Genomic DNA, 24,474 nt, shown 5'->3' with positions numbered 1-24,474 from the left:
AGGAGTCCGGGTCGGACGTTTCATCACGCGACCCCGGTGGATCCGACCGGTGAGGACGGTGTCACGCCCGTGTGGCGGTGATCACGAGGTTCTGCGTCGACGGTGAGCCGTCCGGGTGTTCGAGGCAGGTGATGAGGAGCAACCGGTCGGGGACGTCGCCCCACACGTCGGCGTCGTCGGCGATGCGGTCCTTGTCCACCAGGGTCGAGCCGGTCACCGTGTACGCCACGCCCGCGACCGTCACCGCGGCGCCGGTCGCGACCCGACTCCGACCCCGATCGACGTCCGTCAGGAAGTTCCCCGGCGCGGTGCCGCCGCCCCGCAGGGAGTGCATCACCACGACGACGGTGCCGGAGGCGGCGTGCTCGGGGGTGACCCCGACGTCGCGGACCAGGTACGCCGACCGGAACCCCGGCGGCGTGATCCTGCCGCGGACGGCGTCGAGTGCACCGAGCGGGACGTCGAGGTGCACCGACGGGACGCTGAGGCGTCCGGACCCGCTGGACGTCGCTCGGGCTCCGGGCGCGCTCGCGACGGGTGCCTCGAGCCGGACGGGGTCGCCGTGCATGTCGCGCGCGGTGCCGGGCGCCGTCGAGTTCGTCGCGGTGACCACCCCGCCGACCCCGAGGCCGAGCATCGTGACCGCGCTCACGGCGGCGAGGACGAGCGGGAGTGAGGACGGTCGTCGACCGGATCGGACGTGCACGGTGTCTCCTCGAGGGATCGGTGGTGGTCAGGGCAGGTCGCGCGCTGGATGTGCGGACCGGTGGGCGCTTCGGGTGCTGCCCACCGGCCCGCGCGCCGGGTCGTCGTTCGGGCGACGGACCCGGCTGGACTCCGCCCGACGCAGGGTCGTCGAGCGGAGCGGTCGGGGGCCGCGGCACGGGTGCCGCGGCGACGGGTCACGGTCGCGTTCGTGCCCGCGTCCGGGCGGCCCACACGCCGAGGACGAGCAGCAGGGTCAGGCCGCCGCTGCCGAGGAGCGCGACGGACCACCAGGGGGCCGTGCTGTCGGACGTCGTCCCTCCGGTGTCGACCGCCGCGCCGATCGCCGGCGGCACCGGCGACTCGGTCTCCTCGTCTGCGGTCGACGCACCCGGCGTCACGGTCGGCCGGACGGTCGGCTCGGCGGTCGGGGCCGGCTCGACCGTCGCCGGAGCCGTCGGCGTCGGCGTCGGGGTCGGTTCGACCGTCGCCGGAGCCGTCGGCGTCGGGGTCGGCGTGCTCGTCGGTGCCGTCCCGGACCCCGAGGCACCACCACCCTGGTGCACGACCGTGCCGCTGACCGAGGAGTCGTCGTCGCCGTCGATGCTGATCGTGGCGGTGTTCGTGTAGGTGCCCGCCAGGCCGCCGTCGGTGACCCGGGTGGCGAAGTGGACGTCGTAGAAGTACCCCTGGCGCGCGGTGAACGTGACGCTCCCGGCCGTGCTGGCGTAGTCCTCCCGGGGCGCCGGTGCCCATCCGGTGAGCCCCTCTCGCCCGTCGTCCCAGGCGGTCGTCCGGTTCGTCTGCCAGAGCGTGGCGAAGGGGTACCCGCGGAAGCTGGTGAGGAGCTCCTGGTCGGGACCGGGGGTGTCGGTGACCGTGATGCGCTGGCCGTACCGCATGCCGTCGGCGCCGGAGCCGATCGCCACTGTCCACTCGACCACACCCGCGGCGGCGTCGTAGCTGCCCCACTTGCCGCTCGTCCGGCCGGTGAAGGTGCAGTCGACGGTGCACGTCCCGGGTCCGGTGCCGGGCTGTGCGGGTTCGACCGTGGTCGTCACGGCGGTCCCACCGACCTGGTAGGTCGTCGGGGTGGCGGACTCGGTGGTGGTCTCGACGGTGACCCAGAACGAGAACGATCCGTGCAGGTCGTTCGGGTGGGCGGCGACGTAGGCGCTGTCGACGGCGCAGTCGAGCTGGGTCGAGGACACGGTGCACCGTCCCATCGCGGAGCCGTCCGGTGCGAGCAGGGGGAACCCGTCGGAGCGGCCCTGGAGCTCGGGCGGCAGGTCCACCACGAAGCCGGCCGGGGTGGTGGGGGAGTCCGGCAGGGACCACGTGCCGGAGAGTTCGGCGGCGCTGCCGGACGTGACGGTCTGGGACGTGAAGCGGAGACCGTCGATCGTCGCGTTCGTGGTGTACTCGGCGGCGGCGGACGCGGGGACCGCAGCGCTGATGCCGGCGGCGATGGCGGCCACGGCGGCGATCCCGGCCGCGAGGAGGACGGATCCGCGTCGGTCGCGGGATCGGACAGGGTGGTGGTGCATTCGGCTCTCGGGTTCCTGCGGCAGCCAGGCCCGCGGCACCGAGCGGGGACGTGGCCGTCGACTCGGGTCATCGGGTTGCGGTGCCGAAGGTGAGAGTCCGCCCGCCCCGTTTCGTCACGCGCCGCCGCGAACCGGCACCTACCTGCCGGACGCACCCCGCACCCCGCACCCCGCACCCCGCCCGCGCCGTGAGCGCAGCGAACTGGCGCGTTCGAGGCGGTGACGCCCCGAGCGAAGCGACGGCGGCACTCGCCGGGAAGACACAACAGGAAATGCCCCCGGGCCGAAAGGCCAGGGGGCATCCCATTTCCTGTGTCCGAGGGGGGACTTGAACCCCCACGCCCTAATACGGGCACTAGCACCTCAAGCTAGCGCGTCTACCATTTCCGCCACCCGGACAGGTGTTTCTTCAGTTGTCGGCCGTCGTTCCGGGCTGTTTCCCCGGCGTTCCTGCCGAGAGAAGACACTAGCACGGGTCTGAACGCCCGATGAACACGGCGGCGCATCCCGGGCGCGTCCTGCTGTGACGTCCGACGCCGGGGCCGTCGGCGCTGACCGGTAGCGTTGGGCCATGACGAACTCGGAGGCCACGCTGACCGACCTCGAGGCCACCGCGGCGATCGCCCGTGACCTCATCCGCATCGACACGACGAACTGGGGCGAGGGGAAGTCCCGCGGCGAGACCGAGGCGGCGCACTACGTCGAGGCGAAGCTCCGTGCGCTCGGGCTCGAGCCGCAGCTGTTCGAGTCCGAACCCGATCGGGTGAGCGTCGTGGCCCGGGTGCCCGGTCGGGACCGTGCGAAGCCCGCACTGGTCGTGCACGGTCACCTCGACGTGGTACCGGCGGACCCGGCGAACTGGTCGGTGGACCCGTTCGGCGGCGAGGTCCGGGACGGCATGCTCTGGGGTCGCGGCGCGGTCGACATGAAGAACATGGACGCGATGATGCTCACGTCGCTGTCGGACGTCATCGAGCAGCAGGGAGCGCCGGAGCGCGACCTCGTGATCGCGTACTTCGCCGACGAGGAGGCCGGGGGAGTGCTCGGCTCGCACCACGTCGTCGAGAACCACCCCGAGGTGTTCCAGGGTGCGAGTGCGGCGATCAGCGAGGTCGGCGGCTACTCGATCACCCTCGGAGACCGTCGTGCGTACCTGCTGCAGACGGGCGAGAAGGCGCTGATGTGGATCAAGCTCGTCGCGACGGGCACCGCGGCGCACGGGTCGCACGTCATCCACGACAACGCGGTGACGAAGCTCGCGGCGGCGGTGGCCCGGATCGGCAGCGAGGAGTGGCCGGTGCGACTGTCGGCGACGACCGACGCGATGGTGGCCGAGGTCGCACGGTTCCTCGGGGTGGACCCGACGGTGACCGGCCCGGACGAGGTGGCGCTGGCCACGGGGTCGGCGTCGCGGTTCATCCACGCGGCCCTGCACACGACGACGAACCCGACGGTGCTCACCGCCGGGTACAAGCACAACGTCATCCCCGACCACGCCGAGGCACTGGTGGACATCCGGTGCCTCCCCGGCGACGAGGAGACGGTGCTGGAGCGTGTCCGGGAGCTCGCGGGCGACGACGTCGAGGTCGTGATGTCCTTCCGCGACATCGGGCTCGAGCAGGACTTCGGCGGCCCCCTGGTCGACGCCGTGCGGGACGTCCTCGGCCGGCACGACCCGGGTGCTCCGGTGCTGCCGTACCTGCTCTCGGGCGGGACGGACAACAAGGCCCTGTCGACGCTGGGGATCGCGGGCTACGGGTTCGTGCCGCTGCAGCTGCCGGCGGGCGTGGACTTCCCGGCGATGTTCCACGGCGTGGACGAACGGGTGCCGCTCGACTCGCTGGCCTTCGGGCGGCGGGTCCTCGGAGACCTCCTCGCCACGTACTGATATCGTGCACGGTCGCCGGTCCGGCGGTGTCCTGAACCGACTCTCCCCGAAAGGCCCGAGCCGTGCACATCCTCGAGGCGATCTTCCTCGGCTTCGTCCAGGGGCTCACCGAGTTCCTCCCGGTGTCGTCCAGCGCCCACCTCCGCATCGTCGGGCTGTTCCTGCCGGACGCGCAGGACCCGGGCGCGGCGTTCACCGCGGTGACGCAGCTCGGCACCGAGACCGCCGTGCTGATCTACTTCTGGCGCGACATCACCCGGATCGTCGGTCGGTGGTTCCGGTCGCTGTCCGGGAAGACCGTGCCCCGGAACGACCCGGATGCCCGACTCGGGTGGCTCGTGATCCTCGGCACCATCCCGATCGGTGTCGCCGGCCTGCTGCTCAAGGACTCGATCGAGACGACGTTCCGGTCGCTGTGGATCGTCGCGATCGTCCTCATCGTGTTCGGCATCGTGCTCGGCGTGCTCGACGTCGTCGGCAAGAAGGTCCGGCGGATCGAGCACATGACGTTCGGCGGCGGGATCCTGATCGGCCTCGCGCAGATGCTCGCCCTCGTCCCGGGCGTCTCGCGCTCCGGTGCGACGGTGTCGATGGGGCTCGCGCTCGGCTACACCCGCCCGGCGGCCGCCCGGTTCGCGTTCCTGCTCGCCGTGCCCGCCGTGTTCCTCTCCGGCCTGTACGAGGCCGCCACGAGCCTCGGTGACACCGGCGCACCGTTCGGCGTGGTCGACACGCTCATCGCCACGGTGGTCGCCTTCGTCGTCGGCTTCGTCGTGATCGCGGCGTTCATGAACTACATCAGCAAGCGCAGCTTCATGCCGTTCGTCGTCTACCGCATCGCACTCGGTATCGTTCTCATCGTGTTGTTGTCGCTCGGAGTGATCCAGCCGTGAGGGCCTGGCAGGTCCCGTCCGTCCCCGATGTCCCGGGCACCGCGCCCCGCCCGGTCGTGCACGACACGGCGACCGGCAAGCCCGTCGACCCGACCGGTGGCGAGGAACGTGCGGCGCTCTACGTGTGCGGCATCACCCCGTACGACGCCACTCACCTCGGCCACGCCGCGACCTACCTCTCGTTCGACACGCTCGGTCGTGTCTGGCGGGATGCCGGGTTCGAGGTCGAGTACGCGCAGAACACCACGGACGTCGACGACCCGCTCCTCGAACGGGCAGCGCGGGACGGCGTCGACTGGCGCGAGCTCGCGGCCTCGCAGATCGACCTGTTCCGGCGCGACATGGAGGCGCTGCGGGTCCTGCCGCCGGACGACTTCGTCGCGGTGACGGACGAGGTCGAACGCATCGCCGAGGCCGTGGCGTTCCTGCAGGAGACCGGCTACGCCTACGCCGTGCCGACGCCGGAGTCCGCCGGGGACGACCTCTACTTCGACGTGAACCGCCCGACCGAGGCCTGGTCGCTCGGGGACGAGAGCGGCCTCGACCGCGAGACCATGCTGGCGCTGTCGGCCGAGCGCGGCGGCGACCCCGACCGTGCGGGCAAGCGCGACCCGCTCGACCCGCTGCTCTGGCGCGCCGCACGAGCGGGCGAGCCGAGCTGGGACTCCGCCGTCGGCCCCGGGCGCCCCGGGTGGCACATCGAGTGCAGCGTCATCGCCGGCGACCGCCTCGGCCTGCCGATCAGCGTCCAGGGCGGCGGCAGCGACCTCGTCTTCCCGCACCACGAGATGAGCGCCGGGCACGCCGCAGCGCTCGCGCACCAGCCGCTCGCGCAGGCGTTCGTGCACACCGGGATGATCGCCTACCAGGGGGAGAAGATCTCGAAGTCGCTCGGCAACCTCGTCACGGTCCGCGGGCTGCTCGACGACGGCGCCGACCCGCGTGCGATCCGCCTCGCGCTGCTGTCGCACAAGTACTCCGACGACTGGGAGTGGTTCGACACCGAGCTCACCAGCGCCACCACACGCCTGGCCACGTGGGACGCCTGGGCCTCCGGGAGCGACGCGGGACACGCCGACGACGCGGCCGAGGTCATCGCCCGGGTCCGCGCCCGTGTCGCGGACGACCTCGACACGCCGGGCGCCGTCGCCGCGGTCGACACGGCGATCGCGGGCGGGACGGCGGTCACGCCGGACCTCGTGGACCTGGTCGACGCCCTGCTCGGCATCCGCCTGGGCTGACGCTTCCAGTCCCGGTCATGCGGTCGCACGACGCGCCGCGCGCATGTCGCCGAGGTCGCACGGACTGCCGCGCGCCGGACGCGCCGACGGCGGTTCCTGCGACCTCGCGTACGCACCGCGCCAGCGGGGTGACGAACGGACGGGAGGCGCGGTGCCAGCTGGCACCGCGCCTCCCGTCCGTTCGTGTGGTCGCGTCTACTGCGACGGTGGCGGCGGGCGGAAGCCCTCGCCCCCGGCGGTCCCGCCGTCCTTGCCGTCCTTGCGCTCGCGTCGGCGGAGGTACTGCTCGAACTCCTGCGCGATGGCGTCGCCCGACGCCTCGGGGGAGTCGACCGTGTCCCGCGCCTGCTCGAGCTGGCCGATGTAGGACGCCATGTCCTCGTCGTCGGCGGCGAGGGCGTCGATGCCCTCCTCCCACTCGGTGGCGTCGTCGAGCAGCGATCCCCGCGGGACCGTGACGTCGGTGAGCTCCTCGATCTTGTCGAGCAGCGAGAGCGTCGCCTTGGGGGACGGCGAGTTGTGCACGTAGTGCGGCACCGAGGCCCAGAGTGACAGCGTGGTGAGGCCGGCGCTGTCCATCGCGTCGGCGAGCACCCCGAGGATCCCGGTCGGGCCCTCGTACGAGGAGCGGTCGACGTCGAACGCGGCACGCACGCCCGCGTTCTCGCTCGACACGAACACCGAGATGGGTCGGGTGTGCGGGACGTCGGCGAGCATCGCTCCGACGAAGACGACGGCGTCGATCGAGTAGACGTCCGCGAGGTCGATGATCTCCGCGCAGAAGCCGCGCCAGGTCCGCGAGGGCTCCGGGCCGACGAGCACGTAGACGTCGCGCTCGGACGGGGAGCCGGTGGCTCCGATCACGGGTCGGCCCTCGGCACCGGGACCGTGCAGGACGATCCGCGGCCACTGGATGCCCCGGCCGCCGTTCTCGTCCGTGCCGACGTTCGGGCGGTTGAACTGGTAGTCGACGTACCGCTCACCGTCGAGTTCGCGCAGCTCGTCGAGCTCGAGCGACTCGACGATGCGCCTGGCGAGACCGCTCGCCGCTTCTCCGGCGTCGTTCCAGCCCTCGAAGGCGACGACGAGCAGCCGACCGTCGCTGAAGGGGGAGTGCTGTGGCACGGACGGGACCTCCTGGTGGTGGAGCGGGGCGCGGGCGGCTCGCAGGCCGCGCGCGACCGGACATTCGAGCAACAAGGATAGGGCCGCTCGACCGGAGTGCGCCCACGCGTCCGCGGTGAGCGGAACGCGGGCGGACCGCCCCGGTAGACTCGTCGCCCGTGACCGCGCAACCCTCCGCCCTCGTCCCGCCCGCAGCCGTGCTGTGGGACATGGACGGCACGATCATCGACACCGAGCCGATCTGGCAGCAGTCCCAGGTCGAACTCACCGACCGCTACGGCGTCGTCTGGACCCACGAGGACGGTCTCGCCCTGGTGGGCAGCGGCCTCGAGCGCTCGGGGGAGATCCTCCGCGACAAGGGCGTCGACATGGAGGTCGAGGAGATCATCCAGTGGATGACCGAGTACGTGATGGTGCGCCTGCGCGACGGTGAACTGCCGTGGCGTCCCGGTGCCCGCGAGCTCATCGAGGGCCTGCACGACCGCGGCATCCCGACCGCCCTCGTCACGATGTCCCGTCGGAAGATGGCGCTCGTCGCCGCCGATGCGCTCGGTGCCCGGGGGTTCCGGGTCGTCGTCGCAGGTGACGACGTCGAGCGGCCGAAGCCCTTCCCCGACGCCTACCTGTCGGCCGCCGCACAGCTCGGCGTCGACCCGACCGCGTGCGTCGCGATCGAGGACTCGGCGACCGGCGTGGCCTCGGCCGTGGCTTCCGGCGCGGTCACGGTGGCTGTCGAGCACATCGTCCCGCTGTCGGACATCACGGGCGGCGACGTCCACCTCACCACCCTCGCGGACGTCGACGTCGACCGGCTCGTCGAGCTGACCGGCCCGGCCCTCGCCGCCCGCACCCAGGAGGTCGCACGGTGACCGACGCGCTCCCGAACCCCACCGAGTCGTTGCCGCACACCGCGGGCGGCGCACCGCACACCCCGCCGCGCGGACCCTTCCGCGCCGGTGACCGCGTGCAGCTGACCGGTCCGAAGGGCAAGCTGACGACCCTGTCGCTCGAGGTCGCGGGGGAGTACCACACCCACCGCGGCGTCCTGCGGCACGACGACGTCATCGGGCAGCCGGACGGGTCGGTGATCCGGGCGAGCACCGGCGACGAGTACCTCGCGCTGCGTCCGCTCCTCAACGACTACGTGATGTCGATGCCGCGCGGTGCCGCCATCGTGTACCCGAAGGACGCCGCCCAGATCGTGGCCTTCGCCGACGTCTTCCCGGGCGCCCGCGTGGTCGAGGCCGGTGTCGGTTCCGGCGCGCTCTCGCTGTTCCTCCTGCGGGCGATCGGACCGACCGGACAGCTGCAGTCGTTCGAGCGCCGCGAGGAGTTCGCCGCGATCGCCCGTGGCAACGTCGGCACCTTCCTCGGCGCCGTCCCGGACAACTGGTCGGTCACGGTCGGCGACCTCGTCGAGGAGCTGCCCGGCGCCGCCGAACCGCAGAGCGTCGACCGGGTCGTCCTCGACATGCTCGCGCCGTGGGAGTGCGTCGACGCGGCAGCGGACGCCCTCCTCCCCGGTGGTCTCATCGTCTGCTACGTCGCGACCGTCACGCAGCTGTCCCGCACGGCCGAGGCGCTCCGCGACACCGGGCGCTTCACGGACCCGCAGTCCAGCGAGACCCTCGTCCGCACCTGGCACGTCGAGGGCCTCGCCGTCCGCCCGGACCACCGCATGGTCGGGCACACCGGGTTCCTCGTCACGGCACGCCGGCTGGCCGACGGTGTCGTGCTGCCGAACCTGAAGCGTCGCGCAGGCAAGGCGGAGTTCTCCGACGAGGACGTCGAGGCCTGGACGCCCGGCGCCGTCGGCGAGCGGTCGGCCAGCGACAAGAAGCTCCGCAAGGTCGCGCGACAGGCGGCAGCGCAGGCCCGCAAGGTCGCCGCAGCCGAGGCCGGACCCGCCGCGTCCGACGCGGACGGCGCTGCTGAGGACGACCGGTAGGCTACGCGACGTGCCCGTCCTGCATCGAACGGAAAGAGGGTCCGTGCGCACCATCCCCGCACTCCTGGTCACCATCGGCCTCGCCGCAGCACTCACCGGGTGCGCGGCGAGCGGGGCCGGTTCCACGCCGTCGAGCTGCGCCGCTCCCGGTGCCGCGTCCGAGGCGGTCACCGCCACGGGTGCGTTCGGCAAGGAGCCGAAGGTCAGCATCCCGAGCGGCCTCACCACGAAGGGCACCCAGGTCTCGGTCCTCCGCCAGGGCGAGGGTCGCGAGATCGAGGACGGCACGCCCGTCGTGATCGAGTACACCCTCGTCGACGGTGCGACCGGCGAGGTCGCACAGACGAGCGGGTACTCCGGCCAGACCGCCCCGATCACCGCGGGCGCCGACAACTACGGGGCGCTCGGCGCCTCCCTCGAGTGCGCGCACGTCGGTGACCGCCTCGCCGTCGCACTGCCGAAGAGCGCACTGAGCTCCTCGACCACCGGCGACACGGGGACCTCGTCGACCAAGACCGAGGACGCCGTCATCGCCGTCATCGACGTCAAGAAGGCCTTCGACGCGCGTGCGACCGGCACGCCGCAGCTCGCCGGGGACGGGATGCCCGCCGTCGTCCTCGCGCCGTCGGGTGCGCCCGGCATCACGATCCCCTCGTGGTCCGCGCCGAAGTCGGACGAGACGCACCTGCTCCGCAAGGGGCACGGCGCCGAGCTCACCGACAAGGACACCGCCGTCATCAAGTACACCGCCGTGTCGTGGCCCGCTGACGGCACCGACGCCTCGGTGGCCGGCTCCAGCTGGACCGACGGCTCGGGCGCGCAGACCGTGCCGCTCACCAAGGGTCAGGTGCAGGAGGGCGTCCGGAACGCCATCGTCGGGCACCGTGTCGGCGACCAGGTGCTCACGATCGTGCACCAGCAGGGCGCGGCGTACGCGTACGTGATCGACGTCCTCGGGAAGATCTCCGCCTGACCCCCTCGGACCGTCCACGGACCGCGGCGCGGGTGCACTCCGGTGCACCCGCGCTGCCGTAGGATCGGCTCGTGCCAGCGACCCGTGTGCCCCGTGTGCCTGCCGAGGAACGGCTGTTCAGCCTGGTGCTCGCGCTGCTCTCGACGGAGTCCGGGCTGACGAAGTCCGAGATCCTGGCCAACGTGCAGGGCTACCGGCAGCGCTTCACGACGGGCGGCGACAACGCCTCGCTGGAGCGCCAGTTCGAGCGCGACAAGGACGACGTCCGCGAGCTGGGCATCCCGCTCGAGACCATCGAGACCCCGGGTGCCGCCGGCAACAACCAGACGCTCCGCTACCGGATCCCGAAGGGCGAGTACGACCTGCCCGTCGACGTCCGCTTCACGCCGGACGAGTCCGCGCTCCTGTCCCTCGCCGCGATGGCCTGGCGCGAGGGCGCGCTCTCCGCCGACTCCCGTCGCGGCCTGCTCAAGGTGCGGTCCGCCGGATCCGAGGACGACGGCGCCGGGGCCCTCGGAGTCGATGCGTACGCCCCGCGGCTCCGCGCCCGTGACGTCGCCTTCGAGCCGCTGCGCTCGGCGCTCGACCGGTCCGCTGCGGTCCGCTTCGACTACATCACGCCGGGGCAGCACGAGCCGCGTCGGCGTCAGGTGGCCCCGGTCGCACTCGTCCAGCACGGCGGCCGCTGGATGCTCGCCGCGCACGAGTTCGCGACGGACAGCGAGAAGAACTACCTGCTCTCCCGGATCGTCGGGCCCGTCGCCCAGTACGAGGTCGGGCAGCACCCGGCCCCGGCCGGCGCGGGCGAACGCGCACTGGCGGAGCTCGAGCGCATCTGGGCGGCACGCACCGCCCGGATCCGGGTCGCACCGGGGTCGGACGCCGAACGGCGGCTCGCCCGCCGGCGGGACACCGAGACCGACGACGACGGCGTCCTCGTCCTGCACCACGTCGACCCCCAGATCCTCGCCGAGGAGCTCGCCGCCTTCGGGCCCGAGGTGCGCGTGCTCGAGCCGGACGACCTGCGCGACCGGGTGACCGAGCGCCTGCGGGCCCTCGTCGCCGACCACGCCGACGACCAGGACGGGAGCCCCCGTGGCTGAGCAGCAACCGCTCCAGGCGCAGGACAAGCTCGCGTTCCTGCTCGCCCTCGTGCCGTACCTGATCGATCGCGAGCGCGTCTCGGTCGCCGAGGCCGCTCGGCACTTCGGCGTCCCCGAGACCCGGATCCGCCGTGCCGTCGAGCTCATCGCGGTGTCCGGCGTCCCCGGCGAGACGATGCAGTACCAGCACGGCGACCTGTTCGACATCGCCTGGGACGACTTCGACCAGAACGACATGATCGTGCTGACGAACCTCGTCGCGATCGACGACTCCCCGCGGCTCTCGGCGCGCGAGGCATCCGCGCTCATCGCCGGGTTGCAGTACCTGTCCGCCCTGCCCGAGGCGGCCGACCGCGACGCGATCCGCGCGCTCATGGCGAAGCTGTCCCGCGGGGCCGGTGGCGCGGCCGCGAACGTCGCCGTCGGGCAGGACCTGCACGACGTCGCCCTCGCGGTCATCCGCAAGGCGATGGCCGACGGTCGCGGGCTCGCGTTCGAGTACGCCGGTCCGCGCACGCAGGGGAGCACCCGCCGGGTCGACGCGCTGCGCGTGGAGTCGATCGACACCGACTGGTACTTGCGCGCCTGGGACCTCGACCGACAGGCCCTCCGCACGTTCCGGTTCGACCGGATGTCCGGCGTGCGGGTCGACGACCGCCCGGCGGAGAAGTCGATCGACGACGTGGTGATCCCGGACACGCTGTTCCAGCAGGCGGCCGAGGACGTGATCGTCACCGTCGAGCTCGACTCCTCGTCGCTGCCGCTCGTGGCCGACTTCCTCGCCGACACGGCCGACGCGCCCGACACCGACGGCCGGGTGCGCATCCGGCTGGCGGCGTCGAACGGCTTCGACGGTGTGGTGCGGCTCGTCGCGGGGCTGCCCGGTCGCGCGGTCGTGCTCGACCCGCCGGCCGCACGGGCCGCGGTGCGCGACTTCGCCGCGGCGGCCCTCGCCGCCGACTGAGCCGCGCGCGTCCGCCGGACCGGCGCTGCGTGTCGCGTACGTCGAACCACGAAACCGACGTGGAACCGGAACCGCGACGTGGTTCGATGTCGGTTCCGTGGTTCGAACCGAGCGCGGCCGCCGGACCGCGCGCGACCGCCGGACCGGACCCGCGTCGGCCCCGCCGCCGACGTGCCGACCGACGGACGGGAGGCGCGGTGCGGCCCCGCCCCGCGCCTCCAGGCCCGTGACCCTCCTGTGCGAACGCACGTCGCGGCCGACTGTCGGTCCCGACCCCGTAGGATCGACCCATGGCTTCGACGACCGCGCGCGGGCGAGCGAGGCGGACCGGGCGTCCGACGAAGGACGCCGAAGGCCGCATGTCGCTCGGGCAGCACCTCATCGAGCTGCGCAACCGCCTGTTCCGCGCAGTGATCGCGATCGTCGTCGCCGCGGTCGGTGGGTGGTTCCTGACCCCGTTCGTGCTCGACGCGCTCCGGTCCCCGGTGTCCCAGCTCGCCAAGGTCGGCGGCCACACGGCCGAACTCAACTTCCCGATGATCACGGGCGCGTTCGACCTGAAGCTGCAGATCGCCATCACGATCGGCATCGTCATCGCGAGTCCGGTGTGGCTCTACCAGATCTGGGCGTTCATCGTCCCGGCGCTGGTGCGACGTGAGAAGCAGTACGTGTGGGGCTTCCTCGGCACCGCGATCCCGCTGTTCTTCGCGGGCTGCTGGTTCGGGTGGTACATCCTGCCGCACGTGGTCGGCATCCTCGGCAGCTTCGTGTCGAGCCAGGACACCTCCATCGTCGACGCCAAGGCCTACTACGACTTCGTCATCAAGCTCATCGTCGCCGTCGGCATCGCGTTCGTCCTGCCGGTGTTCCTCGTGCTGCTGAACTTCGTCGGCGTGCTGTCCGCGTCCGCGATCATCAAGTCCTGGCGCGTGGCGATCCTCTGCATCCTGGTCTTCTGCGCCATCGTGACGCCCAGCGCCGACGTCATCTCGATGTTCCTGCTCGCCGTGCCGATGATCGTGCTGTACGTCGCCGCGTGCGCGGTGGCCTGGCTCCACGACCGCCGGGTGGCGAAGCGCCAGGCGAAGCTCGACGAAGAGTACGGCCTGTGAGCACGACGGAGCCGAGCGCTGCAGAACGGTTCCGGGCGGCGAAGGTCCGGAACCGGTCCCGCAACCTCGAACTCTTCCGCGCCGACCTGCGGTTCGACCTCGACCCGTTCCAGTTCGCCGCGTGCGACGCGCTCGACCAGGGGCGCAGCGTCCTCGTGGCCGCGCCGACCGGTGCCGGCAAGACGATCGTGGCCGAGTTCGCGATCTGGTCGGCGATGCGGCAGCCGACGGCGAAGGTGTTCTACACGACACCGATGAAGGCGCTGAGCAACCAGAAGTACGCCGAGCTCGTCGACGTCTACGGCGAGTCCGAGGTCGGACTGCTGACCGGCGACACGAACGTGAACCCGCGGGCACGCGTCGTCGTGATGACGACCGAGGTCCTGCGGAACATGATCTACGCGGACTCGGATCTGCTCGACGACCTCGCGTGGGTCGTCCTCGACGAGGTCCACTACCTCGCCGACCGGTTCCGCGGTGCCGTCTGGGAAGAGGTGATCCTGCACCTCCCGACCGAGGTCCGGCTCGTCTCCCTCAGCGCCACGGTCTCCAACGCGGAAGAGTTCGGCGACTGGCTGCAGACCGTCCGCGGCGACACCGACGTCATCGTCTCCGAGGACCGCCCCGTGCCGCTCGAACAGCACGTCCTCGTCGGCTCGAAGATGGTCGACCTGTTCGACTCCAGCGGTGCCGCGGCGACGAACCGCGTCAACCCGGAGCTGCTCCGGCTCGTCGGCGGCGCCTCGCGCAGCGAACGGCACGGCGGCGGACACCGCGGCGGCCGGGGGCGCGGGGGCTACCACGACCGTCGTGGTCCGCGCACCGAGAAGCTCCACCGCGAGCGCATCGCCCACATGCTCGACGAGCGGATGCTCCTGCCCGCGATCTTCTTCGTGTTCAGCCGGAACGGGTGCGACCAGGGGGTCCGCAACGTCCTCCGGTCGGGGCTGTCGCTGACGACGGCGCAGGAACGCAACGAGATCCGCGAGACGGCGGAGTACCACTGCCGCACCCTCCTCGACGAGGACCTCGCCGTGCTCGGCTACTGGGAGTGGCTCGAGGGCCTCGAACGCGGCGTCGCGGCGCACCACGCGGGGCTCCTGCCGGCCTTCAAGGAGGTGGTGGAGGACCTCTTCCAGCGCAAGCTCCTCAAGGTCGTGTTCGCGACGGAGACCCTGGCGCTCGGCGTGAACATGCCGGCCCGCACGGTCGTCCTCGAGAAGCTGGAGAAGTTCAACGGCGAAGCCCGCGTCCCGATCACGCCGGGGGAGTACACGCAGCTCACCGGTCGCGCGGGGCGTCGTGGCATCGACGTCGAGGGGCACTCGGTCATCCAGTGGTCGGACGGCCTCGACCCCCAGGGTGTCGCGTCGCTCGCGAGCCGCCGCACCTACCCGCTGAACTCGTCGTTCAAGCCGACCTACAACATGGCCGTGAACCTCATCGACCAATTCGGTCGGCAGCGCACGCGCGAGGTCCTCGAGACGTCGTTCGCGCAGTTCCAGGCCGACCGTTCGGTCGTCGACCTCGCGCGGAAGGTCCGGTCGCAGCAGGAGTCCCTCGACGGCTACCAGCAGGCGATGCAGTGCCACCTCGGCGACTTCACCGAGTACGCGGCCCTGCGCCGTGAGCTCTCCGACCTCGAGCGGACGAACGTCCCCGGCGGGCGCGAGGCCTCGCACGGTGCCCGGGCCGAGCGGCAGGCCGCCATCACGGACGTCCGACGGCGCATGCAGCGGCACCCCTGCCACGCCTGCCCCGACAGAGAGGCCCATGCCCGCTGGTCCGAGCGCTGGTACAAGCTCAAGCGCGCCAACGACAAGCTCCTGCAGCAGATCCGTTCCCGCACGGGTGCGGTCGCGACCACGTTCGACCGGGTCACGAACGTGCTCCTGCAGCTCGGCTACCTGGTCGACACCGGCAACGGCGAGGCCACGGTCGCCGCCGGCGGGCGTCGGCTGCAGCGGATCTACGGTGAGCGGGACCTGCTCGTCGCCGAGTGCCTCGAGGCGGGCGTCTGGAAGGACCTCACCCCGGCGCAGCTCGCCGCGATGGCCGCCACGATCGTCTACCAGCCCCGCCGAGAAGACGCGCCCGGCACCGAGCACGCCCTGCCCCGCGGGGCGTTCCGTCCGGCACTCGACGAGACCCTCACGATCTGGTCCCGACTCGACGACATCGAGCGCGACGCCCGCCTCGCCGGGTCGCAGCCGCCGACCCCGGCCGCCGCGGTCGGCATGTTCCGCTGGGCGTCCGGCTCCGCGCTCGACGACGTGCTGCGCACGCTCGACCTGCCGGCCGGCGACTTCGTGCGCTGGTCGAAGCAGGTCATCGACCTGCTCGACCAGATCCGGAACGCCGGCGACGACGACCTCGCCCAGACCGCACGGCGGGCGACGGACGCGGTGCGCCGCGGCATCGTCGCCTACGCGGCGGTCTGACAGGAGGCACGGTGCCGGTTCCCGAGTCCGACGTGCGCCCGCAGGGCGCCGCCCCCACTGCCTCCGTCGCCCCTGGTCAGGACGCGGCCGCCGGGCGCGCGTCCGCGGCTGCTGGGCGTGGGTCCGCGGCGGGGGGTCGCGGTTCCGCCGTGTGCCCGCCGGCGGGCCGCCGGTCCGACTTCGCCGCCCTGCCGCTCGCGCAGGCGTTCCCGCTCGCCGTCATCGGGGGCGTGCTGTTCGCACTCGCCTTCCCGTCGCCGGGCTGGTGGTTCCTCGTCTACCCGGCACTCGCGTGCATGCTGCTCGCCGCGATGGGCCAGCGTGCCCGGCGCGCGGCCTGGCTCGGGTACGTCTCCGGCGCGGCCTTCTGGATCCCCGCGATCTCGTGGGCCGGCCGCTACCTCGGCCCGGTCCCGTGGTTCGCGCTCGCGCTGTTCGAAGCCGCGTTCTTCGCCCTCGGCAGCGTCGCGATCGCCCTCGCGTACCGCTGGGTGGCGCGTGTCGTGCCGTCCACCGCCGGACGAGTGTGGGGCCTCCCGGCCGTCGTCGCCGCGCTCTGGACCGGACGCGAGTGGTTCTCGGGGAGCTGGCCCTACGGCGGCTTCGCGTGGGGGCGGGTCGGTCTCTCGCAGTCGCAGGGCCCGTTCACGCACCTGGCTGCCTACGTGGGTGTGCTCGGGGTGACGTTCGTCGTCGTGTACTGCGTCGCGGTCGTCGTGTCGCTCGCCCTGGTCGTACCCCGCGGTCCCGGCCGGGCCGTCCGGGTGCCCGTCCGCGTGGCGACGGCGGGACTGCTCGTCGCCGCCGTGCTCGCCGTGCCCGCGTGGCCGACCGCCACCGACGGCACGATCCGGATCGAGTCGGTGCAGGGCGACGGCCCCGCCGGGTACTTCGACCGGGCGGCGCCGGGCGCGGTGCTGAGCGCGCAGGTCGCGGCGACCGACGTCGAGGCGAAGGGGGTCGACCTCGTGGTCTGGCCCGAGGGCTCCGCCGAGTTCGATCCGCGCCAGCAGTCGGTGATCGCGTCGGCCCTCGACCAGGTCGTCGACTCCGTCGGGGCGCCGATCGTCGCCGGCGCCATCACGCAGACGTCCTCGGGCGTCCTGCACAACACCTCGTTCGTGTGGACGAAGGACGGCTGGCAGTCGTCCTACGACAAGAAGCGCCCGGTGCCCTTCGGCGAGTACGTCCCGGACCGCTGGTTCTTCTCGAAGCTCGCGCCGTCGCTCATCGGGCTGCTGCAGCGCGACTACACCCCGGGGACGAAGCCGAACGTGCTGTCGGTCGCCGGCGTCCGGGCGGGCATCGCGATCTGCTTCGACATCGTCGACGACGGACTCGCCACCGACATGGCGCGCGGGGGAGCGCAGGTCATCCTGGCGCAGACGAACAACGCTGACTTCGACGGCACCGACGAGAACCTGCAGCAGCTCGAGATCGCTCGGATGCGGGCGATCGAGACCGGTCGGTCGCTCGTGAACATCTCCACCGTCGGGGCGTCGCAGGTCATCGACCCGACCGGACGGACGATCGACCGGGTGCCGGCGTACACCGCGACCTCGATGATCACGGACGTGCCGCTCGGGACCACCACCACCCCGGCGACCCTCGCGTCCGGGTCGATCGCGCTCCTGCTCTCGCTCGGCGGGCTCCTCACGCTGCTCGCCTGCGCGCCCTGGGGCCGCCGCGGGACTGCTCGCCGCGCCTGAGCAAGCAGGCCTCGGTCCCGCACTGGGAGAGGACTGTGAATGCGCCGGTCCGGGAGTGCAGGCGCGTGGGACAGTGTTGTGGAGGGCAGACGAGCGAGAGGAGCACACACATGGCTGATCGGAGTCTCCGCGGCATGCGGCTCGGGAGTCAGAGTCTCCAGAGCGAAGAGGGCGTCGAGCTCTCGGACCGCAAGCGTGCGGTCTACCAGACGGAATCGGGGGAGACGTTCGACATCGTCTTCTCGGCGGATGCAGACGTCCCCCAGACGTGGTCGGAGCCCCGCTCCGGTCGCGAAGGACGACTCCTCGGCGACGACGGCATCCCCGTCGAGGTCGCCGAAGAGGACGTCAAGGCCCCCAGGACCCACTGGGACATGCTGCTCGAGCGGCGCTCGCGTGAAGAGCTCGAGGAGCTCCTGCAGGAGCGACTGCAGTTCCTGCGCGCACGACGCGGCGCCTGACCCGCACACGACGACGCCCGCCCCGGTCTCCCGGGGCGGGCGTCGTCGTCGTGGTGGAGGTCAGCGGCGGCCGGAGCCGTCGCTCGTGCGGTGCCCGGAGGCGTCGGGGCCGGCGTCGGTCGCGCTCCCGTGGTGCTCGTCCTTCGCTGCGTCGCGGAGCTCGTCGGCCGCGGCCTCGTCCGACGCGGCGAGGTGCGCGTCGACGCTCTTGTTCGACTCGGCGAGACGCTGGTCGAGCTCGGACTCGGGGACGATGTCCGCCGCCGTGGCGTCCGGGCGGGGGACCGAACCGGCCGCGGCGTCGGCGGCCGCGCTGTTCGCCAGGCTCTCGTTCGCGAGCTTGGAGATCCGCGACAGGAAGTCGCCCCCGGCACCGCCGCCGGCGATCGGTCCGCTGCCGGTGCGCCCGGCGGTGAAGCCCTTCGCGATGCCGGACAGTGCCTCGGTGAACTCGCTCGGGATCATCCAGAGCTTGTTCGCGGTGCCCTCGGCGATCTTCGGCAGGGTCTGCAGGTACTGGTACGACAGGAGCTTGTCGTCCGGGTCGCCGGTGTGGATGGCGTCGAACACCGTGGCGATCGCCTGCGCTTCACCCTCGGCACGGAGGACCTGGGCCTTCGCGTCACCCTCGGCCGCGAGGATGGCGGCCTGCCGCTGTCCCTCGGCCTCGAGGATCTGGGACTGCTTCGTCCCCTCTGCCTGCAGGATGGCGGCACGACGGCTGCGCTCGGCACGCAGCTGCTGCTCCATGGCGTCCTGGATCGACACGGGCGGCTCGATCGCCTTGAGCTCGACGCGGCCGACGCGGATGCCCCACTTGCCGGTCGCCTCGTCGAGCACGACGCGGAGTTGGCCGTTGATGTTGTCGCGGCTGGTCAGGGCCTCTTCGAGGTTGAGGCCACCGACGACGTTGCGGAGCGTGGTGGTCGTGAGCTGCTCGACCGCGCCGAGGTAGTTTGCGATCTCGTAGGTGGCGGCGCGGGCGTCGGTGACCTGGAAGTAGACGACCGTGTCGATCGAGACCACCAGGTTGTCCTCGGTGATGACGGGCTGCGGCGGGAACGACACGACCTGCTCGCGCATGTCGAGCAGCGGCCGGAGCCGGTCGATGAACGGCACCAGCAGGTTCAACCCGGGGTTGAGGGTCTTGTGGTACTTGCCGAGGCGTTCGACGATCCCCGCGGTCGCCTGCGGCACGATGCGGATCGCGCGGGACAGGACGACGATCACGAAGATGACGACGACGAGGATGAGGACGAGCAGTGCGATCGTCCCGGCTGAGATGGTCACGAGGTGGCCCTTTCTCCGAGGCGGACGACAGCCGTCGACCCCTCGATGGACTCGACGACCACGGGGGTCCCGAGCGGCGGTGTTCGGTCTGTGGCGTCGGCGGAGATGCGGGCGCTCCAGGTCTCGCCGTTGGCCAGGCGGACTTGGCCGGGGGCGGACGCGGTGAAGGCGACGGCGACCGTGCCCGGCAGCCCGATGAGTCCCTCGACGTTGGTGCGGTGCGGGTCGGCGTTCCGACCGAGTGCCGTCAGGAGCCGCGGCCGGACGACCGACAGCAACAGCAGGGCGACGCCCGCGGCGATGATGGCCGACAGCCACCACGGTGCGCCGAGGAGTGCGGCGACCAGCCCGCCGGCAGCACCGGCCGCGAGCATGATGAAGATGAAGTCGAGCGTGAATATCTCGACCACACCCAGCAGGAGCACCAGTCCGATCCAGATGACGGTCTGGATCCAATCGATCCCGTTCACGCGATCTCCCTCCCTCGGTCGCGCGCGGCTGCTCGCTGCGTCGCGACGGCCGGTCCAACTCCGTTCAACATATCAAGTCCGTGCTGTGCCCGCGCGGTGGTTGGTAGGCTCGTCGGCGGCCGACCCGCCGAACCAGACCTGGAGAACACGACTGTGAGCAACCCCCTCGCCCCCGGATCCCTCGCCGACAAGCGCGCCCTCGTCACGGGGTCCTCCCGCGGCATCGGCGCCGACACCGTCGGGTACCTGGCCGAGGCCGGCGCCAAGGTCGTCGTGAACTACCGCAACAAGGCCAAGCGTGCCGAGCAGATCGCCGAGAAGATCGTCGCCGCGGGCGGCTCGGCACTCGCCGTCGGTGCGGACCTCACCGACCACGACTCCGTCCAGGCGATGGTCGACACCGTCGTGCAGGAGTGGGGCGGCATCGACCTGCTCGTGCTCAACGCCTCCGGTGGCATGGAGTCCGGCCTGGGCGAGGACTACGCGCTGCGCCTGAACCGCGACGCGCAGGTGGACATGCTGCAGACCGCCGTGCCGCACATGCCCGCCGGATCGCGCGTCGTGTTCGTCACGAGCCACCAGGCCCACTTCGTCGAGACCGCCGAGACGATGGACGAGTACGTGCCGGTCGCCAAGAGCAAGCGGGCCGGCGAGCTCGCCCTCCGCGAGCTCGTGCCGCAGCTCGACGCGGCGGGCATCGAGTTCGTGGTCGTCTCCGGCGACATGATCGAGGGCACGATCACCGCCACGCTCCTCAACCGCCTCAACCCGGGCGCGATCGAGGGCCGTCGTGCCGAGGTCGGCAAGCTCTACAGCGTCTCCGAGTTCGCCGCCGAGATCGCCGCGGCCGCGATCGAGCCGATCCCCGCCGACCACACCAAGCTCGTCGGCGACGTCAGCGGCTTCGTCGGCTAACGTCGGACGGGTGACTGCGAAGCCCGGCCTGCGCCGCACCTCCCGGATCATCCTGCTCGACCCCGACGGTCGGGTGTTCCTGATGGACACCAACTCCCCGTCGTCGGATGGCGCACACCGCTGGATCACGCCCGGCGGCGGTGTCGACCCTGGCGAGGACCACCGCGACGCCGCGATCCGCGAGCTGCGCGAGGAGACCGGCATCGTCATCGACGACCCGGGGGAGCCGGTGTGGTCGTGGGACTTCACCGTCGAGTGGGACCTGGCCGACCACGACCGCGGCCACGCGGAGTTCTACGTCGTCCGGACGCCCGGCTTCACGCTGTCGGACGCCGAGTGGACCGACGACGAGCGCGTGGACATCCTGCAGTCGCGCTGGTGGACGGCCGACGAGCTCGACGCCACCGACGAGCCGTTCGAGCCCGCCGAGCTCCCGGGCCTCGTCCGCTCCCACGCACCGTCCTGACGCGCTGGCTCGTTCCGCTGCGGAACCGTCCTGTGGAACGTCACACGTCACCGCTACCCTGTGGGCATGGAACCGAGTGCCGAGCACGCCGCTGACACCCACGACCGCATCCGGGTGCGCGGTGCACGTGAGAACAACCTGCGCGACGTCGACGTCGAGCTCCCGAAGCGTCGCCTGACCGTCTTCACCGGCGTGTCCGGGTCGGGCAAGAGCTCACTGGTCTTCGCGACCATCGCGGCGGAGTCGCAGCGCATGATCAACGAGACGTACAGCGCGTTCCTGCAGGGCTTCATGCCGTCGCTCGCACGCCCCGACGTCGACGTGCTCGACGGCCTCACCACCGCGATCGTCGTCGACCAGGAACGCATCGGCGCCGATCCCCGCTCGACGGTGGGCACCGTGACGGACGCCAACGCCATGCTCCGCGTGCTGTTCAGCCGCCTCGGGACGCCCCACATCGGTGGCCCGAACGCGTTCTCCTTCAACCTCGCGACGGTCACGGCCGGTGGTGCCATCACCGTGCAGAAGGGCAAGGACGCCAAGGCGGAGAAGGTCTCGTTCTCACGGCTCGGCGGTATGTGCGCCGACTGCGAAGGCCGCGGCACGGTCACCGACATCGACCTCACGCAGCTGTTCGACGACACGAAGTCCCTGTCGGACGGGGCGATCACGATCCCCGGGTACGGCACGGACGGCTGGAACGTCCGGATGTTCGCCGAGTCCGGGTACTTCGACAAGGACACGCCGATCCGTGACTTCACGGACGCCGAACGCCAGGACTTCCTGTACCGCGAACCGACGAAGCAGAAGATCGCCGGCATCAACATGACGTACGAGGGGCTCGTCCCGCGCGTGCGGCGCTCGTTCCTGCAGAAGGACCGCGAAGCGATGCAGCCCCACATCCGGGCCTTCGTCGACCGCGCGGTCACCTTCACCACCTGTCCGGCCTGCGGTGGCACCCGGCTGAACGACGTCGCACGGTCGTCGACGATCGCCGGCAAGAGCATCGCGGACGTCTGCGCGATGCAGATCACCGACCTCGCCGCCTGGCTGCGGGGGATCGACGAACCGACCGTCGGGCCCTTGCTCGACGGCCTGCGGGACGCGGTCGACTCCTTCGTCGAGATCGGCCTCGGGTACCTCTCGCTCGACCGTCCCACGGGGACCCTGTCCGGGGGAGAGGGGCAGCGCGTCAAGATGGTGAAGCACCTCGGGTCGTCCTTGAGCGACGTCACCTACGTCTTCGACGAACCGAGCACCGGGTTGCACCCCCATGACATCGAGCGGATGAACGGACTCCTGCTCCGCCTCCGCGACAAGGGCAACACGGTGCTCGTCGTCGAGCACAAGCCCGAGGTCATCGCGATCGCGGACCACGTCGTCGACCTCGGGCCGGGGGCGGGGACGAACGGCGGGGCGCTTTGCTACGAGGGGCCGGTCGACGGGCTCCGCACGAGCGACACGGTCACCGGTCGCCACCTCGACGACCGGGTGTCGGTGAAGGACGTCGTGCGCGAACGCACCGGCGTCCTCGAGATCCGCGGCGCCGACGCGCACAACCTGCAGGGTGTGGACGTCGACGTGCCGACCGGGGTGCTCACGGTCGTGACGGGTGTCGCCGGCTCCGGCAAGAGCACGCTCATCCACGGGTCGCTGTCACCCCGTGACGGTGTCGTCGCGATCGACCAGGGCGCGATCCGCGGCTCCCGGCGCAGCAACCCGGCGACGTACACGGGGCTGCTGGAGCCGATCCGCAAGGCCTTCGCGAAGGCCAACGGTGTGAAGCCCGCCCTGTTCAGCGCCAACTCCGAGGGTGCGTGCCCGGCGTGCAACGGCGCGGGGGTCATCTACACGGACCTCGGCATGATGGCCGGCATCGCGACCCCGTGCGCCGAGTGCGGCGGGAAGCGATTCGACCAGTCGGTGCTCGAGTTCCGGCTCGGGGGCAAGGACATCAGCGAGGTCCTCGCGATGCCCGTGGCTGACGCTGCGGCGTTCTTCGCGGCGGGGGAGTCGAGGATCCCCGCGGCGCACGCGATCCTCGCCCGGCTCGTCGACGTCGGACTCGGGTACCTGACGATCGGCCAGCCGCTGACGACCCTGTCCGGCGGCGAGCGGCAGCGGCTCAAGCTCGCGACGCACCTCGGCGACCCCGGCGGGGTGATCGTGCTCGACGAGCCGACGACCGGGCTGCACCTGGCGGACGTCCAACAGCTGCTCGGGCTGCTGGACGGCATGGTCGAGGCCGGGCGCACGGTCGTCGTGATCGAGCACCACCAGGCCGTGATGGCACACGCCGACTGGCTCATCGACCTCGGGCCCGGCGCAGGGCACGACGGCGGCCGCGTCGTGTTCGAGGGCACGCCGGCCGAGCTCGTCGCGGCTCGGTCGACGATCACGGGGGAGCACCTGGCGGCCTACGTCGGAGCCTGAGACGGGGGACAGCTCCGGACGGAGTACCTGAACACCAGCTGGCCGAACGGTCTACCGTCCTGACTGACGCTCATGCCATCCAGTTCGCGGCTACCCGGCCGCTCGATGCGTCCCTGACCGAAGGAGCTATCCATGTCCACGAACGGCTACCCGCCCGCTCAGAACACTCCCGGTGCTGCTCCGGCTGCCCGTGGTGGCAACGGGATCGCGATCGGCTCGCTCGTCCTCGGCATCGTCGGTGTCGTCTTCTCGTTCCTCTTCGTTTGGATCGGACTGATCGCCGGCATCGTCGGACTGGTCCTCGGTTTCCTGGCGCGTCGCCGTGCTGTCGGTAGCCGCGGGATGGTCCTCAGTGGCATCATCCTCAGCGCGATCGCCATCGTCCTGTCGATCATCTTCATCATCATCGCTATCGCGATCGTGGTCCCTGCAGTCTCCAACAACTGACGTCGCGCCCGCGCGAAACGCCTCGCCGACCGATGGTCGGCGGGGCGTTGCCGTGTCCCGGACAGGATTGCCACTCGGGACGCGCGGGTCCGGCCCGCACCGTTCCTCCTGGAAGACACAACGCGTGTTCCGGACCGCCGGACGCGCGCCCAGGTCGGCCCGCGTAGCTTCCGCCACATGAGCTACAGCCAGCCTGACCCTGCCGAGGAGACCACCCACAGCGAGGAGCCGGAGCAGCCGGACACAGATCAGGAGAACCTCGAGGAGCAGGGCAGCGAACACGCCTCGCTCGAGATCGACGCGGACGACGTCCCGACGAGCGGCGATCCGCAGTCCTGATCGC

22 protein-coding genes and 1 tRNA gene are annotated in these 24,474 nt (G+C 71.6%); 17 read left to right on the top strand and 6 right to left on the bottom strand.

The features are described 5' to 3' along the window. Positions 1 to 61: 61 nt before the first annotated feature. The 3 genes from J2X60_RS07065 to J2X60_RS07055 all read right to left on the bottom strand — a co-directional run bounded on the left by J2X60_RS07065 (position 62) and on the right by J2X60_RS07055 (position 2,651). Positions 62 to 706, bottom strand: coding sequence for a class F sortase (locus J2X60_RS07065; protein WP_309779610.1), 645 nt, complete (start codon positions 704 to 706; stop codon positions 62 to 64). Between the two features lie 196 nt (positions 707 to 902). Next, on the bottom strand, positions 903 to 2,183 hold the full coding sequence (locus tag J2X60_RS07060) for a collagen binding domain-containing protein (RefSeq protein ID WP_309886921.1): 1,281 nt from the start codon (positions 2,181 to 2,183) through the stop codon (positions 903 to 905). A 382-nt stretch (positions 2,184 to 2,565) separates the two neighbouring features. Beyond that, positions 2,566 to 2,651: transfer RNA gene (locus J2X60_RS07055), tRNA-Leu, on the bottom strand. 172 nt (positions 2,652 to 2,823) lie between these two features. Here J2X60_RS07055 and J2X60_RS07050 point away from each other — a divergent pair. From J2X60_RS07050 to mshC, 3 genes are all read left to right on the top strand, one after another. Then, a complete protein-coding gene (locus tag J2X60_RS07050; RefSeq protein WP_309886920.1) occupies positions 2,824 to 4,140 on the top strand; it encodes a M20/M25/M40 family metallo-hydrolase in 1,317 nt (438 codons plus the stop codon). A gap of 62 nt (positions 4,141 to 4,202) precedes the next feature. Beyond that, positions 4,203 to 5,033: an undecaprenyl-diphosphate phosphatase gene (locus J2X60_RS07045; protein WP_309886919.1), complete on the top strand. Its 831-nt coding sequence runs from the start codon at positions 4,203 to 4,205 to the stop codon at positions 5,031 to 5,033. Then, entirely contained in the window at positions 5,030 to 6,274 is a 1,245-nt protein-coding gene (gene mshC, locus J2X60_RS07040; protein ID WP_070419013.1) for a cysteine--1-D-myo-inosityl 2-amino-2-deoxy-alpha-D-glucopyranoside ligase, read from the top strand. The genes J2X60_RS07045 and mshC overlap by 4 nt, the downstream gene beginning before the upstream one ends. A gap of 195 nt (positions 6,275 to 6,469) precedes the next feature. Here mshC and J2X60_RS07035 read toward each other — a convergent pair whose 3' ends face one another. After that, positions 6,470 to 7,399, bottom strand: a complete 930-nt coding sequence (locus J2X60_RS07035; RefSeq protein ID WP_070419012.1) for a proteasome assembly chaperone family protein — start codon at positions 7,397 to 7,399, stop codon at positions 6,470 to 6,472. A 158-nt stretch (positions 7,400 to 7,557) separates the two neighbouring features. On the opposite strand from J2X60_RS07035, the gene J2X60_RS07030 reads away from it, so the two are divergent. From J2X60_RS07030 to J2X60_RS06990, 9 genes are all read left to right on the top strand, one after another. Continuing rightward, positions 7,558 to 8,268: an HAD family phosphatase gene (locus J2X60_RS07030; protein ID WP_229085973.1), complete on the top strand. Its 711-nt coding sequence runs from the start codon at positions 7,558 to 7,560 to the stop codon at positions 8,266 to 8,268. Positions 8,269 to 8,297: 29 nt separating this feature from the next. Next, the gene (locus J2X60_RS07025) at positions 8,298 to 9,347 is read left to right on the top strand and encodes a tRNA (adenine-N1)-methyltransferase (RefSeq protein WP_309887043.1); all 1,050 of its coding nucleotides are present in this window, start codon (positions 8,298 to 8,300) and stop codon (positions 9,345 to 9,347) included. A gap of 43 nt (positions 9,348 to 9,390) precedes the next feature. Beyond that, a complete protein-coding gene (locus tag J2X60_RS07020) occupies positions 9,391 to 10,320 on the top strand; it encodes a hypothetical protein (protein ID WP_309886918.1) in 930 nt (309 codons plus the stop codon). 71 nt (positions 10,321 to 10,391) lie between these two features. Continuing rightward, entirely contained in the window at positions 10,392 to 11,423 is a 1,032-nt protein-coding gene (locus J2X60_RS07015; RefSeq protein WP_309779605.1) for a WYL domain-containing protein, read from the top strand. After that, complete coding sequence (locus J2X60_RS07010; RefSeq protein WP_309886917.1) at positions 11,416 to 12,387, top strand: WYL domain-containing protein; 972 nt, start codon at positions 11,416 to 11,418, stop codon at positions 12,385 to 12,387. Before J2X60_RS07015 ends, J2X60_RS07010 begins: the two co-directional genes overlap by 8 nt. A gap of 359 nt (positions 12,388 to 12,746) precedes the next feature. Continuing rightward, positions 12,747 to 13,499: a twin-arginine translocase subunit TatC gene (gene tatC / locus J2X60_RS07005; protein ID WP_309887042.1), complete on the top strand. Its 753-nt coding sequence runs from the start codon at positions 12,747 to 12,749 to the stop codon at positions 13,497 to 13,499. Next, entirely contained in the window at positions 13,496 to 15,940 is a 2,445-nt protein-coding gene (locus J2X60_RS07000; RefSeq protein WP_309779603.1) for a DEAD/DEAH box helicase, read from the top strand. Before tatC ends, J2X60_RS07000 begins: the two co-directional genes overlap by 4 nt. A 149-nt stretch (positions 15,941 to 16,089) precedes the next feature. Next, positions 16,090 to 17,649, top strand: a complete 1,560-nt coding sequence (gene lnt / locus J2X60_RS06995; RefSeq protein WP_309886916.1) for an apolipoprotein N-acyltransferase — start codon at positions 16,090 to 16,092, stop codon at positions 17,647 to 17,649. 110 nt (positions 17,650 to 17,759) lie between these two features. Continuing rightward, positions 17,760 to 18,110 (top strand): RNA polymerase-binding protein RbpA, encoded by a 351-nt coding sequence (locus J2X60_RS06990; RefSeq protein WP_070419007.1) that lies wholly within the window; start codon positions 17,760 to 17,762, stop codon positions 18,108 to 18,110. A gap of 60 nt (positions 18,111 to 18,170) precedes the next feature. On the opposite strand, the gene J2X60_RS06985 is transcribed toward J2X60_RS06990, so the two are convergent. Next, positions 18,171 to 19,400 carry an SPFH domain-containing protein gene (locus J2X60_RS06985; protein ID WP_070419006.1) on the bottom strand — a complete coding sequence of 410 codons (1,230 nt, stop codon included), beginning with the start codon at positions 19,398 to 19,400 and terminating at the stop codon, positions 18,171 to 18,173. Further along, positions 19,397 to 19,870, bottom strand: a complete 474-nt coding sequence (locus J2X60_RS06980) for an NfeD family protein (RefSeq protein WP_254789583.1) — start codon at positions 19,868 to 19,870, stop codon at positions 19,397 to 19,399. Before J2X60_RS06980 ends, J2X60_RS06985 begins: the two co-directional genes overlap by 4 nt. A 153-nt stretch (positions 19,871 to 20,023) precedes the next feature. Between J2X60_RS06980 and J2X60_RS06975 the strand changes: the two genes are divergently transcribed. The 5 genes from J2X60_RS06975 to J2X60_RS06955 all read left to right on the top strand — a co-directional run bounded on the left by J2X60_RS06975 (position 20,024) and on the right by J2X60_RS06955 (position 24,470). Continuing rightward, positions 20,024 to 20,785 carry an SDR family oxidoreductase gene (locus J2X60_RS06975; protein ID WP_071294704.1) on the top strand — a complete coding sequence of 254 codons (762 nt, stop codon included), beginning with the start codon at positions 20,024 to 20,026 and terminating at the stop codon, positions 20,783 to 20,785. 10 nt (positions 20,786 to 20,795) lie between these two features. Next, positions 20,796 to 21,251 carry an NUDIX domain-containing protein gene (locus tag J2X60_RS06970; RefSeq protein ID WP_309779599.1) on the top strand — a complete coding sequence of 152 codons (456 nt, stop codon included), beginning with the start codon at positions 20,796 to 20,798 and terminating at the stop codon, positions 21,249 to 21,251. A 66-nt stretch (positions 21,252 to 21,317) separates the two neighbouring features. Then, positions 21,318 to 23,684, top strand: coding sequence for an excinuclease ABC subunit UvrA (locus J2X60_RS06965; protein ID WP_309886915.1), 2,367 nt, complete (start codon positions 21,318 to 21,320; stop codon positions 23,682 to 23,684). A 132-nt stretch (positions 23,685 to 23,816) separates the two neighbouring features. After that, a complete protein-coding gene (locus tag J2X60_RS06960) occupies positions 23,817 to 24,131 on the top strand; it encodes a DUF4190 domain-containing protein (protein WP_309886914.1) in 315 nt (104 codons plus the stop codon). Positions 24,132 to 24,308: 177 nt separating this feature from the next. Beyond that, positions 24,309 to 24,470: a hypothetical protein gene (locus J2X60_RS06955; RefSeq protein WP_309886912.1), complete on the top strand. Its 162-nt coding sequence runs from the start codon at positions 24,309 to 24,311 to the stop codon at positions 24,468 to 24,470. The last annotated feature ends 4 nt before the right edge of the window (positions 24,471 to 24,474 follow it).

This window comes from Curtobacterium sp. 320 (assembly GCF_031455235.1).
GTDB lineage: Bacteria > Actinomycetota > Actinomycetes > Actinomycetales > Microbacteriaceae > Curtobacterium.
Note: the sequence above shows the minus strand (reverse complement) of the source record. Positions and strands in the feature narration are given on the sequence as shown.

What these genes read in the sequence shown, in the direction of transcription:
- J2X60_RS07050 (WP_309886920.1), top strand. Translation starts at nt 2,824, where the DNA reads ATGACGAACTCGGAGGCCACGCTGACCGACCTCGAGGCCACCGCGGCG.
- tatC (WP_309887042.1), top strand. Translation starts at nt 12,747, where the DNA reads ATGTCGCTCGGGCAGCACCTCATCGAGCTGCGCAACCGCCTGTTCCGC.
- J2X60_RS06965 (WP_309886915.1), top strand. Translation starts at nt 21,318, where the DNA reads ATGGAACCGAGTGCCGAGCACGCCGCTGACACCCACGACCGCATCCGG.
- J2X60_RS06960 (WP_309886914.1), top strand. Translation starts at nt 23,817, where the DNA reads ATGTCCACGAACGGCTACCCGCCCGCTCAGAACACTCCCGGTGCTGCT.
- J2X60_RS06990 (WP_070419007.1), top strand. Translation starts at nt 17,760, where the DNA reads ATGGCTGATCGGAGTCTCCGCGGCATGCGGCTCGGGAGTCAGAGTCTC.
- J2X60_RS06955 (WP_309886912.1), top strand. Translation starts at nt 24,309, where the DNA reads ATGAGCTACAGCCAGCCTGACCCTGCCGAGGAGACCACCCACAGCGAG.